A 16,846-nucleotide genomic window follows, 5' to 3' on the forward strand; every position below is an offset into this window, starting at 1 on the left:
TCTGGCACACTGTCATAAATACCTTAAAAAGGACACATGATGTTTAAATACTCTCTAATAGCTGTCGCTTTAACTGCTTATTTGGTTGGTTGCAGTGTCACAGGCACTGACGCACAGCGTTCTTCAGAATCTATCCAACAGCTTAATCAAAATGAACTAGTTAACCGTTTGAGCGAAGATTACTTTAACTCAATGGTTGAACTTAGCCCAATCTCAGGCACGTATATGGGCAGGCAAGGTGTTAATGATAAGTTTGATTCGGCTGCAACGGACGAAAGTCTTAAAGAAACATATGAATTACTAACGTCATATCAACAGAAGCTAGATAAAATTGATAAAAATAACTTGTCTGGTCAAGCATTACTAAGTTATGAAATTCTAAAACGTGATCTTGCCTTTTCTAAACAAGGTTTTGAATTTCCAAGTTATATGATGCCAATCAATCAAATGTCTGGATTGCATAATGTATTTGCCGGCCTAGGCTCAGGACAAAGTGCACAGCCATTTAATAGCGTTGAAGATTATAACAACTTTGTTTCTCGAGCAGATGGATTTATTGAATGGCTTTCAGGTATTGAATCGAATATGCGCCTAGGCATAGAAAAAGGTGTTGTCTTACCTAAAGCTTTAACCACTAAACTCATACCTCAGTTTGAAGCTCATATCGTAGAGGACGAAACTAAATCAGTTTTCTGGGGGCCAATTAAGAACCTCCCTGAGTCTTTCACAAAAACTGAAAAAGAAGAGTTAACAGCTAAATACAAATCAATGGTTCTTGGAAAGCTTGTTCCTGCTTACAAGAAAATGACACATTTTTTGAAGACAGAGTACCTACCTAACAGCCGTGAAAGTGTTGGCTATAGCTCGTTACCAAATGGTAAAGCTTGGTATGAATATCAGATTGCTAACCATACCACTTTAGACATGAGCGCGAATGAAATCCATGAAATTGGTTTAAAAGAAGTTGCTCGTATAAGAAATGAAATGGAATGGGTAAAAGGTCAATTAAAATTCGAGGGTGACTTACAAGCTTTCTTCGAGTTTTTAAGAGAAGATGAACAGTTCTATTTCAAATCTGCAGATGAATTGATCAACGCTTATGTTGAAGTTAAGAAAAAAATAGATGCAAGAGTGCCATTGTTATTTGATATAGCACCCAAAGCTGATTACGAAGTAAAGTTAGTTGAAGCTTTTAGAGCAGAATCTGCAGCCGGTGCATCATATGCTGCGCCTGCACCTGATGGCAGTCGACCGGGTGTATTTTATATTAATGCGCATAACTTGAAAGCACAGCCGAAATTTTTAGTAGAGACCTTATCTATTCATGAAGCCGCACCTGGACACCATTTTCAAATTGCACTTCAGCAAGAAGTAAAGGGTCTTCCAAGCTTTAGAAAGTTTGGCGGGTACACTGTATTTGCTGAAGGATGGGCGCTTTATGCAGAAAGCCTTGGTAAAGATCTTGGTTTATTTACAGATCCACTCATGTGGTATGGTCGATTAGTAGACGAGCAATTAAGGGCGATGCGCCTTGTCGTTGACACAGGTCTGCACGCTAAGGGGTGGTCACGTGAGCAAGCAATTAAGTTTATGCTAGAGAACTCGTCTATGGCTGAGTCTGATGTTACGGCAGAAGTTGAACGTTATATAGGCTGGCCAGGACAGGCTGTCTCATACAAGGTTGGTCAGTTTAAAATTCAAGAGCTAAGAGATTATTCAGAACAACAACTTGGTAGCAAATTTGATATCAAAGCATTTCATACTCAAATCTTGATTGATGGCGCACTGCCAATGCCAATTCTAGAATCTAAGATTAAAAACTGGGTTGAATCACAACGCTAATTTTGTCTTTAAGGGCCAACATTAGTTGGCCCTTTGCTTGTCATGCTTCCATCAAGTAAAATTTACGTGTTTATAGTAATTTGAGAAAACAATGGGCGCAGAACAATTTTGGCAAACTAAATCGCTTGAGCAAATGAATGACCAAGAGTGGGAAAGCATTTGTGATGGGTGCGGTAAGTGTTGTCTACATTCTTTTATAGACAGTGATGAAGAAGACTTTTCAAGTACTGATCACCTACGAGAGGGAGAAACACTTATATATTCAAGTTTAGTTTGTCAGTACATCGATGAGCAGACGTGTGCATGTACACGTTATACAGAAAGACAAACGCTCGTGCCATCATGTGTCAAACTCACCAAAGAAAACCTAAAGGATATTTTTTTCATGCCTAATAGTTGTAGCTACAGACGCCTTTATGAGGGCAGGGGCTTAGCAAGTTGGCATCATTTGCTGAATAATGGCAAAAAAGACAAAATGAATGGCCTTGGGATCAGTATTCAAGGTAGAGTCACTAAAGACAATACGGTCGATATTGAAGAAGATTTTGAAGACTACATAGTAGATTGGCCTGAATTTGATTGTGATTAATTAAACTCAGTAAAAAGCTAGATCTCTTTTATCTAGCTTTTGCTCTTCATATCTTTATTTTAGCGGTAAATGAACCTCTATTTTCAATCCACCTAAATCGCTCTCTGAAGCGTTAATCTCACCCTTGTGTAAGTCAACAATTTGCTTAACAATGGATAATCCTATGCCATGTCCAGGTGTTTCTGTGTTCGACATATTTGGAACACGAAATAGATGGTCAAAAATTTGTCCTAAATGCTCTTTTGGTACAGATGGGGCGCTATCCTTTACGATTATTTTAAAATAACGCTCACAAGCTGCAAAATGAACGTCAATCTCACCATTCTTATGAGTGTATTTTTTTGCATTGCTATATAAATTAGCTATCAACTGTTTTACACGAAATGGGTCAATGTGTGCAATCGTTGCGTTAAATCCATTGTTCGCAACTGTCAGTTTTTGTTCTGTAGTTTGAGCCGTCAATTCAACATGAATATCACTAACAAATTTGTTTAAATCTGTTTCTTGAGTACTTAATGTGAAATTTGCAGTTTCAAGTTTAGCAAGACCTGCTAAGTCCTTAACTAAGTGGTTTAGATCTGTAAGCTTTTCACTAATTTTAGAAAGGTTTTCAGGTTTACACTCGATGATTTGATGTTGCATCGCTTCAATATGCAAGCTTGCGATGGTAACTGGGTTACTGAGGTCGTGTGCTATTTGCGAGAATAATTGGTTTCTTTGTTCAAGTAGTTTATTGAGATGTAGTCTTTGTTGTTGTTCTAAAACACGATTTTGTCTTATTTTAATGTAAATAATGATCGTAAAGGAGACGAATACAATAAATAAAATGATAAATACCATTTGTTGATTTTGTTGCTGCGCTAACGCATTACTGATTAATAGGTTTTCTTGTTCTTTCTCAGCAAGTATTTGCTCTTTTTCTTTAGCTTCAATTGTATTTTGCAAAAATGCTAATCTATTTGCATAGTTTTCTTTATACGCAATAGACTGTAATTCAAGTAATTTATTTTGTACCAAATAAGCGTTTTCAAAGTCTTTCATTGTTGAATAAGCTCGATGCATGATACTAAGGCTTGCTTGTCTTCTGTCTTTCAATGTATCTACATCACCAAATTCGAACGCTTGTTTAGCATAGTTAAGCGCTTTTTTTGGGTTGTCAATTACGAGGCTTAATTCAGCAAGATGATTCCAAACAGAAGTTTTCAAATGGAAGTCTCTTTCGGTATTTTTAAGGAAGATTAAATTAAGTTCCTCTAGTGAAATCGCTTTTTCTAAATTACCTTTTCCAACATAGTTTAAAGCCATATTATGTGTGGACCAGGCGACATTCCGTCTATTACCGATAGAATCAAAAACATCTATAGCTTCTTGTGCATGTTGAATTCCAACATCATACATTTTTATCTTATAGGCTTGATAAGATAATTTAGTTAGGCTGTGAGCGATGTCTTGTTTGTTGTCTGTTTTCCTGTCTAACGCGAGTGCTTCCTGAAATTTTTTGTAGGATAGTTGATGTTCACCAATTTTGTTGTAAGAATCGGCTATACCATATAGAGTACTGGCCATTTTGTTATCCGACACTTCGAGATTGGTGATAATTTGATAGCCTTTTAATTTGTACTCTAATGCCATCTGAAAGTCACCTAGATGATCATAAGCACGACCATAAAAGTAATAGATAGAAGCTAGATTCTTTTTATTCAATTTTTCTTTGTTGTTTTTGTGATAAGCCCGAACAATATCAAGTCCTTTTTGATAGTTACTTGTCCTAAGTTCTATTGATGCTTGCCTTGAAATTGCACCAGTTAAAAGTTCAATGCTATCTGATTTTTTGAAGTGATTTATCGCATCTTTAATGGTCTTACGTGCAATATCATACTCATCGTTGTGATACTGAATGTCTGCTAACTTTTTGAATAATCGTGCTCTATTTATATGGCTGTATTCATAGGTAGGAAAATCAAGTTCATCTTCTAGTATTTTTTTTGCTTCATCAATTTGACCCATATTACTAAGTACATCTGAGAATGAAACATAGTATTCACATCCCGCAATTTGATCAGCCAGGTTTGTAGGATCAATTTGCTCGAAAGCTCTAAGTTTGAGCTCATTATTTGGTAACTTTTGAATTGCTTTGAGTTCAGCAATACTTTTAGCGTTAACTTGTGTAGCTGTAGTAAATAAAGCTAGAAAACAAAACAACCACAGCCTTGAGAGCATAGACACTCTATTTCGCTCCTTGCAAAAAATCGCGTATTTTACTTAATTGTACTTAAGCTGCAATCGCAAAAAATACATGTTCTATACTAAATGAGCTTAAGATTTATGAAATTCTGTCGATTATATAGAGCGTAACACTAAAAAATTTGTTAAAAAAGAGTTGCAAAGGTTGCGTTCATATAAAAATAAGTAGGATCCCCATGCTCCAATCATTACGTTTTTCTACCAAAGTAACTGCCGCGGCATCTTTGGTTTTAGTGATCATCTTAGGGCTGTTCACAATCAATAACTTCATTGTTATGAGAGCCCAAACACAAGAACAACTTACCGCTGTTTTGCACGAAATATCAAATTCAGTTTCTCAAAATATCGCCAACTGGTTGAATGATAGACTCAAAATTGTTGAGTCTGTTGCAAAAGGCCATAAACAGTCAGACACTGAATCAGATATCTTACGACGTCTAAAAACAGCAGATATCGCAGGTGAATTTAAAAATACTTACATCGGTATGCCAGATGGTACATTCGTTTTAGATGACCCATCAATTCAGTTACCAGCAGATTATGATGCGACAACAAGGCCCTGGTATAAACTTGCAGAACAAAAGCGCTCTACAGCATTTACTACGCCATATATAGATGTCACGACAAATGAGTTAACTATCTCTGCAGTCGTACCTTTATTTGAAAGTGGTCGACTAAGTGCTGTTGCTGGTGGTGATATTGATATGGCCACCATTACAGACATCATAAACGAAATTGACTTTTTAGGTTTTGGTTACGGCTTTTTACTAGATAGTGAAGGCAGAATTCTTTCTCATCCAAATACGAGATTAAATGACAAACCAATGACTGATTTGTTTGGAAAGCGTCTCTCTCTGCAAAGTGAGTTTATTGAAATGCAGTTAGAGGGTGTAGAAAAAATAGTCTCTTTCGTGCCTATGAAAGGGATTAATAACGTTAATTGGTATCTGGGTGTCGTAATTAATAAAGAAATTGCTTACTCATCGGTTTCTTCATTTAGAAACATGGCTTTGATTTATCTTGTTATCGGTGTTGTGGCAATTGTTGTGATGCTTCAATTATTGCTTAAATACTTGATGAGACCTGTTAAAGAGTTAAATGATGCCATTAAAGACATTGCACAAGGGGAAGGCGATTTAACACAACGTTTAAGTTGCTCCAGTGAAGATGAATTTGGAGAATTGTCGACTCAATTTAATATCTTTGTTGACAAGATCCATGACTCAATTAAGCAAGTTCGAGAATCTACCTTAACCCTACAACAATCTATCACCAGTATGAATGAGCAAGCGAATGATGCGCTTTCTTTGTATAACGATCAAACGAAACGTACTGATAGTGTTGCAACTGCAATCAATGAATTGTCTTCAAGTGCGCAAGAAATAAGTAGTAATGCACATAATGCATCTGAACTTGCTTCTGAAGCAAATAAGCTCAGTGCAGATAGCCAAGATGTACTTAATTCAAATATTGCCGGAATTTCTTCTTTGAGTGACAAGATGGCTCAAGCACAAGACACAGTAACCAGTCTTGAACAACATTCGGCTAGCATTGGACAAGTACTTGAAGTGATAAAAGGTGTCAGTGAACAAACTAATCTTTTAGCGCTTAATGCCGCAATTGAAGCTGCAAGGGCGGGTGAAGCCGGTAGAGGTTTCGCTGTCGTTGCTGATGAAGTGAGACAACTTGCACAGCGCACACAAGAGTCAACTCAAGAGATCGAAAATACCATTTCAGACCTTCAACTTGGTTCTAGTACAGCTGTTGGAGTTATGGTTGAAGCATTGAAGGACTCATCAGATAGTGCAGGCAAAGCTGCTGCTGCAGGTGATAAAATGCAATCTGTTACATCTGCCATTGATGCAATTGATGGTGTTAATCATGCTGTGGCTAGCGCAACTCAACAACAAAACGATGTTATACATAACTTAGATTCTGATATTCATCACATCAGCGATATTAGCAAACAAGGTGTCGATAACCTTCATCAGACCTTAGAAGAATGTAGAACACTTCAAGCCCAATTTAGAAATTTAGAAGAGATGTTATTAAAATTTAAAGTTTAATTACATATAAACTCTAATATAAAAAGCTCCTGTAGGGGCTTTTTATATTTTTGGCTCTGATAGATATAAATACGGATTAAAAGGAGATATAAGCCATAATTAATTATATCTTTATCTCTCAGGTGTATTTATATCAATTATTACACCTGTAATAAAATTGTATTTTTTGCGCAACACCACTGTCATTTTACCGCTTTAAACTGCACGCAATTTCATAACAATCAATCTAAGGTGTATGCGATGAAGTGCATTAACCCTCTGCTTCTTGCAGGTGTTTTAGCAACAGTAACTGGTGTTCACGCCAATTCTTTAAATCCTGTTGTTGAAAAAAGTGCAGCGATTAATGACTCTGCTTTAAAAACTCAGGGAAAAATTGACTCTATTTCTGACTCTATGCAGTCGAAATTACAACAATTCAAAACATTAAATAAAGAAATTGATGGTTTGATGGTTTACAACAGTCAATTAGATAAACAAATTCAAAACCAATTAGCAGAGATGGCTGACATCAATGCATCAATGGACCAAGTGTCAGTTATTGAGCGCCAAATCACCCCGTTAATGCTTAACATGATCACAGGTCTTGAGCAATTTGTTGCTTTAGATGTGCCTTTCCTATTAGAAGAGCGTAAGCAGCGTGTTTCAAAGCTTCGTGAAATGATGGAACGTGCTGATGTGACATCAAGTGAAAAATTCCGTCGTGTACTTGAAGCTTACCAAGTTGAAGTTGAATACGGTCGCACAATTGAAGCCTATCCAGCGCTAATTAACGTTGCTGGTCAAGAGCGTGAAGTTGACTTCTTACGTATCGGCCGACTCGAACTGATGTATGTGACTAAAGATGGAAAAATGGCAGGTATTTGGGAAAAAGAAACAAAACAATTCAAAGAATTACCAGATACAAACATCAGCCAAATCAATAAAGCGCTACGCATAGCACGTAAGCAACTAGCCCCAGATATGTTAACGCTTCCAATCAACGCTGCGAAATAAGAGGTCTTAAAATGAAACTGTTAAAGAAATTTAGTCAAGCTGCGATTTTGGCGACGACATTCGGTTTATCAGGCGCAGCAATGGCCGACGAACTTAACTTAGATGCGTTACTTAAAACACTAGAGCAAGGTCAGGTTGCACAAACTGCCGAAAATAAAGCGAGAGAAGCGGAATTTGTCGCAAAACGTAATGAACAAGATTCGGCACTTCGCAAGCTTACCTCAGACAGAAATGCGCAATTAGCTCGCTCAGAGCGTTTAGAAACGTCATTTGAAGAAAATGAAATCAAGCTTCAAAACCTATCTGATACGTTAAGTAGACGTATGGGTACGTTGAAAGAGTTATTTGGTGTGCTTCAACAAGTTTCTGGTGATGCAAGTAATAAATTCCAAACATCTGTCGTTTCAGCTGAAATTTCTGGTCGTAGTGCGTTCATGGATGAGATGGCAGCAAAGATGGGCTCAAGCTCAAAACTTGCGTCAATTGAAGACATCGAAAAGGTGTGGTTTGAGCTACAACGTGAAATGACAGAACAAGGTAAGGTTTCTCGTTATAACGCAGAGGTCATTGTTGCTGGTGGCGAGAAAGTAAATAAAGAAGTTCTTCGTGTTGGTGCGTTTAACTTAATTGCCGATGGCAAATACTTAACTTTCAATCCAGTGACAAACACAATTTCTGAACTTACAAGACAGCCAGTTGCGCGTTATCAAACTTCAGCGGCAGATTTACAAGCTGCAAATGGCGGAGTCGTTGATTTTGCACTAGACCCAACAGGGGGGTCTATTTTAGGCCTATTAGTTCAAGCGCCGAATACTGAAGAGCAGGTTCATCAAGGTGGCTCTGTTGGTTATGTGATTTTAGCAACAGGTGTTATCGCTTTACTTATCGCACTTGAACGCTTCATTAGTTTAATGTTGATGAGTGCTAAAATTCGTCGTCAACTTAAAGACACGACACCGCGTGAAGATAACCCGTTAGGTCGTGTGATGAAAGTTAAAGAGCAGTATCCAGATGTTGCTTACGACACGCTTGAGTTAAAGCTAAGTGAAGCAATTCTACGTGAAATGCCAAAAATTACTCGTAATCTAACCCTTATCAAAATTATCTCAGTTGTAGCGCCACTGCTAGGTCTACTAGGTACAGTAACGGGTATGATTAATACTTTCCAGGCAATCACTTTATTCGGTACTGGTGATCCTAAACTGATGGCCGGCGGTATTTCGCAGGCACTTGTTACAACTGTACTGGGCCTAGTTGTTGCTATCCCAACCGTATTCTTATACACGCTGTTAAATACACGTTCACGTAATTTGTTACTTATTTTGCAAGAACAAAGCGCTGGCATTATTGCAGAGCGTAGCGAGAAAGGAGCGTAAACGTGGTTTTATTGCTAGATGCAATTAACGCACTACGCAGCTTTCTAGATACAGGTGGCCAGGTACTCCTGGTCATCGGTGTCCTTATCTTCGCAATGTGGTTACTTATTTTAGAGCGCTTTATTTATCTATTCGGTTTATACCGTCAACAGCGCAAAGAGGTGATCGCTAGCTGGAAAGCACGTTCAGAGCGTAATAGCTGGAATGCGGAACAAATTAAACAGGCTCAGATCTCACGCATTGGGATTAAGTTAAATACAAACCTGCCATACATTGGTGTCATGGTTGCTTTATGTCCTTTACTGGGTCTACTAGGCACAGTTACAGGTATGATTGAAGTTTTCAATGTAATGGCCATCACAGGTACAGGTAGTGCACGTTCAATGGCTGCGGGTGTGTCTAAAGCAACCATTCCAACCATGGCCGGTATGGTCGGTGCACTTTCTGGTGTATTTGCAGTGACATTTTTACAGCGTAAAGCAAAACGTGAAGTTGAGTTATTAGAAGATAAATTGTTGCTAGATCACTAAGCAACACGAGGTAAAGAATTATGAGAGCGCCATTAGCAAAAGTTTTTCAAGAAGAAGAAGCAGAAGAAATTAATATGACACCTATGCTAGATGTTGTATTCATCATGCTTATTTTCTTCATCGTTACCGCTTCTTTCGTAAAAGAAGCAGGTATTGATGTAAACCGTCCAGAAGCAGCCACAGCAGTTAAAAAGCAACGTGCAAATATTTTAGTGGCGATTTCTGACAAAGGTGAGATTTGGATAAACAAACGTCAGATTGATATTCGTGCTGTCCAAGCAAACATCGAACGTCTAAAAGCTGAAAACCCACAAGGCAGCGTAGTTATCCAAGCTGATAAGAAGGCGACAACTGAGCTACTTATCAAAGTAATGGATGCTTCAAGAGCTGCAGGCGCGTTTGATGTATCAATTGCTGCGCAGGAATCATAGGAGCAAAAATGCGTTACTTAACCGCTTTATTAATTGCTGCCACTATCACCTTCTTCCTATTTCTGGGAATGCAGGCTTTGATCCAGAGTGGCGAAGGTGCAATGACTGAGCCTGCAAAAGGTCAAGTACTTGACTTTGTAAGGTTAAAGAAAGAAGAAACGGTACAAAAGAAAGAACGTAAACCACAAAAGCCACCTACACCTAAGGAGCCACCACCACCAATGGAGGCGCCTCAAATGCAGGCAAATAATCTAGATGCTGCTGGCACTGATTTTGATTTTAGTGCTGATGTACAAGCAGATGTTGATTTGGGTGGAGGTTTAGCTTTGGAATCAAGTGATGGTGAGTATCTTCCTATCGTTAAAGTAGCACCCGTCTATCCAAGACGAGCTCTTTCAAGAGGGATTGAAGGATACGTGATTGTTGAGTTTATAGTAACTAAACAAGGCACTGTTCGTGACCCTAAAGTGATTACTGCTGAACCACAGAGCATTTTCGACAGAGCAGCATTGGATGCAGCTTTGAAGTTTAAGTATAAACCCCGTGTTGTGAACGGCGAAGCGGTTGAAGTGGCCGGTGTACAAAACAAAATCTCTTTCCAGATCAATGGCTAGATTTTGTGTGTGTTGAGAGGAAATATAAATGAATATTAGAAAGTTAACTTTAACCGTTAGTATTGTTTTATCAGCGTCAGTTTTACCAAGTTTATTATCGGTTACGCCTTTCACTGACATCAATACAGTTTACGCAGAAACTAAAACTAAACGAGTGCCTGCACTTAGGAACAAAGTGTATAGCCAATTAGCAAGAGCTCAAAAACTGGCTGATGAAGGTAAGGTACAAGAAGGCCTAGAAGCGTTAGACAACATCAAAGCAAGAGCAAGCAGTATGAATGCTTACGAAGTTGCGATGATGTATAACTTCTATGGTTTTATTTACTATAACGAAAACAAGTTAGATAAGGCCATTGAATCTTTTGAGCAAGTGATTTCAGAAGAACAAATTCCAGAATCATTAAGGCAGTCTACGACTTTTAGTCTTGCTCAGCTTGCCATGGCAAACAATGATTATCCGAAGGTTATTTCGTATCTTGATAAGTGGAAATTGGGTAACACGAAGCCGATTGCAAACAGTTATTATGTTTTACGTGCTAACGCGCATTACCTGCAAAAGCAATATAGTGAAGCGCTAGAAAGCATAAATGTTGCGATAAGTTTTGCTGAAAGCCAAGGCGAACAACCTAAAGAGAATTGGTTGGTTTTACAACGTGCGCTTTATTATTCTTTGAATCAACCTGAGCAAGTGGTTCAAGTTCTTGAAAAAATGGTTAAACTTTATAATAAGCCTGAGTATTGGGTACAACTCGGTGGCATGTATGGCGAAGTGGGCGATGGAAAAAAACAACTTGCTATATTAGAGGCTGCCAAGCAACAAGGTTTTATTCGTTCTAAAAACGAGATCATGCAGTTAGCCCAGGTGTATATGTACAATGGTCTGAACTATAAGGCTGCCGCGGTCTTAAAAGAGGGCATATCGAGCGGTAAAATTGAAAATAGTGCAAAAAACCAGGCATTCATCGCAGAGGCTTTTGTACAAGCTAAAGAGGATGCAAAGTCCATTTCACACTTTAAGCAGGCTGCTGCTAAGGTTGAACATGGTAATTATTCTCAAAGGTTAGCTGAGGTTTATTTGAACTTAGAGCAGTTTGAAGAAGCTGCAGATTATGCTAGGGAAGCCCTGGATAAAGGCGAGCTCAATTTTGAAGCAAATGCATACGTAGCACTTGGTATGGCACAGTACAACCTTGAAAATTTTGACGCCTCCATTTTGGCTTTTGAGCAAGCTGAAAAGCATAAAAAATCTTCGAGACTTGCTAAACAATGGATCAAGTTTGTCAAAAAAGAGAAATTACACTCAGAAAGCTTAAAGCAAGCGCTTTTATAAATTAAAGAATCGCAACACCAAAGCCGTTGTTAGTTTAACTATCACGGCTTTTTCTATTTATAATCAATTAAAATTTTATTCCTTAATAAATATTCCATTCACAAAGATGTATTAATACTGTCATCTAACTTTATATTTAATGTAACCCAACAGTAACAAATCTCCATTACTTTATGCATCAAGCTTTTTTGCGCTTATAACGACTTATTATATTTTTGGAGATTAAAATGAAACTTTCTGGGTTTTTTAAAGCTAGCCTAATTACTTCTGCTCTTGTACTTGCTGGTTGTGGCGGTGGTGATATCAACGTAACACCAACAACAAATGATAACCGAGTAGACAACTCTACCAGCAATGTAACAAATAACACTGGAAGTGATAACTCAGGAAATAATGGCGGCGGTACTACAACTCCTCCAGCTACTGCAATTGAATGTGCGTCATACACAATGGATGGTGTTGAGTTTAAAGGTAAGGCAGATGACGCAAACAAAAATTGTGTGTATAGCCAAGCATTTGCAAGTAACGCAAAAGATATTACTGCTTCTTTCTTAATCCCTGCTTTACCAGATGGCGGTGCACACATTTTTGAAGGTGAGTTATTCATCGGTGCAGATGTAGATACATCAAAAGGCGGCGTGATTGATGTCAACGGTCCTACTTTAACAATCGAAGCGGGTGTAAACATTGCCTTCACTAAGCCAGAAAGTTTTATCCGTATTGCACGTGGTGCAAACATCGAAGCAATCGGTGAAATTGATAAGCCAATCGTATTTACAAGTATCAGCGACATTGACGGTGACGATTCAACGACTGCACAAATTGGTGACTGGGGCGGTATTCAAATTAACGGTATGGGCCAATCAATTCGTTGTGCTAAAGCTGATGCTGAAGCTGGTCAGTGTAACCACAAAGCAGAAGGTATTGTTTCTTACTACGGCGGTAATGATGCAGCTGACGACAGTGGTACATTAAAACATGTTGTTATCAAATACGCTGGTTACGAAGTAACACCAGATAATGAACTAAATGGTCTTACACTTAACGCAGTTGGTTCAGGTACTGAGATCGAATACATCCATGTCCATAATGGTGCTGATGATGGTATCGAATTATTCGGTGGCTCTGTAGATATCAAACACATTGTTATCACAGAATCAGTGGATGATGGTATTGACTGGGATGAGGGTTGGAAAGGTAATGGCCAATTCATTTTAGTTCATTCAAAAGAGCATGGTAACCATGGTTTTGAAACTGATGGTGCTAAGAAAGCGCCAAGTGCAGACTCTGAATTAGTAACTTCTGTTTCATTCCCTACTATTGCAAACGCTACTGTTGTTACAAATGGTAAAGTAGATGCTGAAGCACGTAAAAACACAGGTGCTGGTATGGAAATGAAAGAGTGGGGCAAAGCGAAATTAGTTAATATGCTATTTGTTAACTCTTCTACTCAATCTGGTGCAGGTTGTTTTGACCTATTCAATGATAAAGACCAATCACATGAAGCGGGTGTTCACGCAAATGCTAAAGCTGGTGACATTTCGTTCTCGAACTCTATCTTCGCTTGTGGTTTAAACTTCGAAGAAATTAACACTGCCCTTACTGGTGACCTAGCAGGTTTCGATATTGAGCAGTGGTTCTTAGCTGGTGAAATGAACAAACTAATCGGCTTTGCTGATTTCTCAAATGTACTTGCTGAAGACGGTGTTACGACTAAAGGCACAATTACTGATAAAGATGGTAATGCGGTTGCTATCGAGTCAGCAAAACTGAATGCTGACAACTCATTCTTCGACGATGTTGCATTCATCGGTGCAATCGGTGAAGGCGCTAGCGACGAGTGGGTTGAGTTTGTAAAAGCGTCTATGGCACGTAAAAACTAATCTAAACCACAAAATAAACTGATAGGGCGCACTTTTGCGCCCTTGTTGAATCAATTTGGTTTAGAGGAATTAAAAATGAAACCAATAAAGCAATTTAAGGCAAATTTAATTACCTTATCTTTACTTTCTTTATTGGCACCAGCATCACAGGTTTTAGCTGCAGATGAAACTGCACAAGAAATTGAAGAAGTTGTTGCTGTTGGTAGTCGCCTTAAAGGAAGCGCGAGCGCTGTTATTGAAGAGCGTAAAAATCAAGCGTTCGTTGCAGATATCATGGGTTCTGAACAGATTTCAAGAACCGGAGATAGTGATGCTGCGTCGGCACTTCGCCGTGTAACAGGTTTAAGCTTGGTAAATGATAAATTTATCTATGTACGTGGCTTGGGTGAACGATATTCAAGTGTTCGCTTAAATGGTGCAATCGTACCAAGTCCTGATTTAACCCGAAATGTTATTCCACTCGATATTTTCCCTTCTAGTATTATCGAATCGCTTGCTGTTCAAAAAGCTTATTCACCAGATATGCCAGCTGCATTTGGTGGTGGTGATGTAAATATTCGTACTAAAAGTATTCCATCGGATCGAGTATTTAAAATTGAGGTAGGTGGTGCTTATAAAGACACTAATGATACTGGCCTAGTTTATAACGGTAGTGATGATGACTGGCTAGGTAAAGACGATGGTCTTCGTCAAATGCCGGCAGAAATTCAAATGGCATTAAATACCTACATAAATGGCTTATCTGATTTGTCTGTGCGCAATATACGTCAAGTAGAATCTAAAATGCAGGGTTCAGACATAGGCCAAGATGCTGCAATTGCACTTAATAAGGGTTTAATCAAAGCATTACCTCGTGATTTCGGAATGGTCGAAAAAAGCATTGATCCTGACTTTGGTGCAAAAGTTGTGTTTGGTGATCGTTTCGATGATGTATTTGGTTTTGGTGGTCAACTAGGTTTCTTAACTTCTGTTGCCTATGATAATGAATGGTCTAATAGCACAGAGTTCAATTCAGTTTTGGCAACAAAAGACACTGAGGAACTAGAGTGTAGTAAAGATACGTTCACTTGTTATTCTGCAAAAGAAGAAAAACAATCTACCAAGAACAACATCAAACTAAATGCCTCATTAAATGTTGGTTACAAACTTGACGGACACGATATCAATGCGGGTTATATGATGCTTCGTGACACCGAGAATGAAGCGTCATATGCAATGTATCAAGAACCATCAAAGTCGTTAAGTATAGAAAGTGGACAAGTTACACGTAAAAACCTGACTTCATTTGAACAACGTGAACTTGAAATCCTTCAGCTTAGAGGTACACATAATTTAACTTGGTCATTACTTGATGGTGTAGGTGTCGATTGGCATTACACAGATTCAACCGCAACGACTGATATTCCAAGCGAATTAGAAGTATCAGTACGTGATTTATACGTAAATGGTCAATATTCAGAAACGGTTTATACCGGTAGTTCAGGCGGTAATCCTTATTTATATCGTTACGTAGCGATGGAAGATGAAGTAGAAAACTTTGGTTGGAATGCCAGTAAAGCTTTTTACTTTGATGGCCATGAGTTAGAGCTAAAAGGTGGTGGTTTCTTTGTCGATAAAACGCGAGATTACCGTACAGATTTCTTAAAATATCGCTTTGGTCAAAATGAAAGCCTATCTCTTGCTGACACGCCAACTCAAGCTTTAGGAATAGGATCTTACTTCAGGGATGATTCAACTGTTGATATGACAGATGTTGAACTTCTTTTCCAAGAGCCGGCTGCAGATGATTATCTAGCAGCTCAGAAAATTGATGCTTATTTTGGTAGCTTTGATTATCTAATGGGCGAAAAATGGCGCTTTTCTGGTGGTGTTCGTTATGAAGACTTCCGCCAGGTAGCACTGGCATATTCTCGCTCTATTTTTGATCCAGCATTACTTGCTGATAAACTTAGTGAAGAAGCTATTCAACAAGCGAGTGTGATGGAAGATGATTTCTTTGGTTCATTCTCTGTCACATATAGCGATAAGTCTTATCAGTTACGATTTGGTTATGGTCAAACAATTGTACGCCCAGATTTGCGTGAATTAACACCAGTTCAGTACCAAGATCCATTAACAGATTATCGTACACTCGGCAATCCAACGCTTGAATCAAGCTATTTAGATAACTTTGATTTCAGAGCCGAGTTTTATATGGAAAATGGTGACAATTATTCAATCGGCGCCTTCTATAAAGACATCGATAAACCAATTGAAGCCTTGTTAACAGAAGCGGATGGTCGTTTCACTTTAGAGTTCGACAACGCTGATACGGCCTTTGTATATGGTATTGAAGCTGAGTGGTTGCTTGAGTTATCTGCTGATGCACTAGGTGGCGCAATATTTACATCAGGTAACGTAACGTTAAGTGATTCTGAAGTTGAAATATTAGAAGCTGACAAGGGAGATCTTACAAATCTCAAACGCAGAATGACAGGTCATTCTAAGTATGTAGCTAACTTCCAACTTAACTATGATTCACATAATGGTAATCACCAGGCATCAGTAATTTATAATGTATTTGGTGATCGTATTTTAGCAGCAGGTGTTAATGATTTTGATGATGCTTATGAGCAGCCGATAAACTCGTTAGACCTTGTGTATAGTTATTATCCGAACTTTAATACAACGGTTACTTTTAAAGTGAAGAATCTATTAGGTCAGAACTTTGAAGTACAACAAAATAACGTTGTGATCCGAGAAAAAGAAATGGCTCAACAAATCAGCTTAGATGTTTCAATGGAATTCTAATCTGAGTAAAAAAATGTCAGTAAGCCCACTAAAGTGAGTGGGCTTATTTTTAAACACAATAAGAACACATCTTACAATTGTTTTTAAAATTAAATAGATGAAAGTTTTTGAATTTTACCAGATAAAGCTAGTGATATTTGTCGATTTTTGCTAGTTTT

12 protein-coding genes are annotated in these 16,846 nt (G+C 38.3%); 11 read left to right on the forward strand and 1 reads right to left on the reverse strand.

All coding sequences use genetic code 11. The features are described from left to right. The first annotated feature begins 39 nt into the window (after positions 1-39). Positions 40-1,842, forward strand: a complete 1,803-nt coding sequence (locus AC1HJP_RS00665) for a DUF885 domain-containing protein (RefSeq protein WP_480360246.1) — start codon at positions 40-42, stop codon at positions 1,840-1,842. A 91-nt stretch (positions 1,843-1,933) separates the two neighbouring features. Then, positions 1,934-2,431, forward strand: coding sequence for a YcgN family cysteine cluster protein (locus tag AC1HJP_RS00670; RefSeq protein WP_480359687.1), 498 nt, complete (start codon positions 1,934-1,936; stop codon positions 2,429-2,431). A 54-nt stretch (positions 2,432-2,485) separates the two neighbouring features. Here the strand turns inward: AC1HJP_RS00670 and AC1HJP_RS00675 are convergent, their stop codons facing one another. Beyond that, entirely contained in the window at positions 2,486-4,651 is a 2,166-nt protein-coding gene (locus AC1HJP_RS00675) for an ATP-binding protein (protein WP_480360247.1), read from the reverse strand. A gap of 200 nt (positions 4,652-4,851) precedes the next feature. On the opposite strand from AC1HJP_RS00675, the gene AC1HJP_RS00680 reads away from it, so the two are divergent. The 9 genes from AC1HJP_RS00680 (at position 4,852) to AC1HJP_RS00720 (ending at position 16,688) form a co-directional block, all read left to right on the forward strand. Next, positions 4,852-6,741 (forward strand): methyl-accepting chemotaxis protein, encoded by a 1,890-nt coding sequence (locus AC1HJP_RS00680; protein ID WP_480359688.1) that lies wholly within the window; start codon positions 4,852-4,854, stop codon positions 6,739-6,741. A 240-nt stretch (positions 6,742-6,981) separates the two neighbouring features. Beyond that, positions 6,982-7,734 (forward strand): DUF3450 domain-containing protein, encoded by a 753-nt coding sequence (locus AC1HJP_RS00685; protein ID WP_480359690.1) that lies wholly within the window; start codon positions 6,982-6,984, stop codon positions 7,732-7,734. Positions 7,735-7,745: 11 nt separating this feature from the next. Then, entirely contained in the window at positions 7,746-9,110 is a 1,365-nt protein-coding gene (locus tag AC1HJP_RS00690; protein ID WP_480359691.1) for a MotA/TolQ/ExbB proton channel family protein, read from the forward strand. Between the two features lie 2 nt (positions 9,111-9,112). Next, a complete protein-coding gene (locus AC1HJP_RS00695) occupies positions 9,113-9,640 on the forward strand; it encodes a MotA/TolQ/ExbB proton channel family protein (protein ID WP_058032524.1) in 528 nt (175 codons plus the stop codon). 20 nt (positions 9,641-9,660) lie between these two features. Further along, entirely contained in the window at positions 9,661-10,071 is a 411-nt protein-coding gene (locus AC1HJP_RS00700; RefSeq protein ID WP_058032525.1) for an ExbD/TolR family protein, read from the forward strand. An 8-nt stretch (positions 10,072-10,079) separates the two neighbouring features. Next, a complete protein-coding gene (locus AC1HJP_RS00705) occupies positions 10,080-10,685 on the forward strand; it encodes an energy transducer TonB (protein WP_058032526.1) in 606 nt (201 codons plus the stop codon). A gap of 28 nt (positions 10,686-10,713) precedes the next feature. Next, entirely contained in the window at positions 10,714-12,015 is a 1,302-nt protein-coding gene (locus AC1HJP_RS00710) for a tetratricopeptide repeat protein (RefSeq protein WP_480359692.1), read from the forward strand. 227 nt (positions 12,016-12,242) lie between these two features. After that, a complete protein-coding gene (locus AC1HJP_RS00715) occupies positions 12,243-13,898 on the forward strand; it encodes a hypothetical protein (protein WP_480359693.1) in 1,656 nt (551 codons plus the stop codon). 75 nt (positions 13,899-13,973) lie between these two features. After that, positions 13,974-16,688, forward strand: a complete 2,715-nt coding sequence (locus AC1HJP_RS00720; RefSeq protein WP_480359694.1) for a TonB-dependent receptor plug domain-containing protein — start codon at positions 13,974-13,976, stop codon at positions 16,686-16,688. Positions 16,689-16,846 lie beyond the last annotated feature (158 nt).

The sequence above is a fragment of the Pseudoalteromonas sp. NFXS53 genome (genome assembly GCF_056629255.1).

Excerpts from the sequence above, each read along its gene's own strand:
- AC1HJP_RS00665 (WP_480360246.1), top strand. The coding sequence starts at position 40 with ATGTTTAAATACTCTCTAATAGCTGTCGCTTTAACTGCTTATTTGGTT.
- AC1HJP_RS00670 (WP_480359687.1), top strand. The coding sequence starts at position 1,934 with ATGGGCGCAGAACAATTTTGGCAAACTAAATCGCTTGAGCAAATGAAT.
- AC1HJP_RS00675 (WP_480360247.1), bottom strand. The coding sequence starts at position 4,651 with ATGCTCTCAAGGCTGTGGTTGTTTTGTTTTCTAGCTTTATTTACTACA.
- AC1HJP_RS00680 (WP_480359688.1), top strand. The coding sequence starts at position 4,852 with ATGCTCCAATCATTACGTTTTTCTACCAAAGTAACTGCCGCGGCATCT.
- AC1HJP_RS00685 (WP_480359690.1), top strand. The coding sequence starts at position 6,982 with ATGAAGTGCATTAACCCTCTGCTTCTTGCAGGTGTTTTAGCAACAGTA.
- AC1HJP_RS00690 (WP_480359691.1), top strand. The coding sequence starts at position 7,746 with ATGAAACTGTTAAAGAAATTTAGTCAAGCTGCGATTTTGGCGACGACA.
- AC1HJP_RS00700 (WP_058032525.1), top strand. The coding sequence starts at position 9,661 with ATGAGAGCGCCATTAGCAAAAGTTTTTCAAGAAGAAGAAGCAGAAGAA.
- AC1HJP_RS00705 (WP_058032526.1), top strand. The coding sequence starts at position 10,080 with ATGCGTTACTTAACCGCTTTATTAATTGCTGCCACTATCACCTTCTTC.
- AC1HJP_RS00710 (WP_480359692.1), top strand. The coding sequence starts at position 10,714 with ATGAATATTAGAAAGTTAACTTTAACCGTTAGTATTGTTTTATCAGCG.
- AC1HJP_RS00715 (WP_480359693.1), top strand. The coding sequence starts at position 12,243 with ATGAAACTTTCTGGGTTTTTTAAAGCTAGCCTAATTACTTCTGCTCTT.
- AC1HJP_RS00720 (WP_480359694.1), top strand. The coding sequence starts at position 13,974 with ATGAAACCAATAAAGCAATTTAAGGCAAATTTAATTACCTTATCTTTA.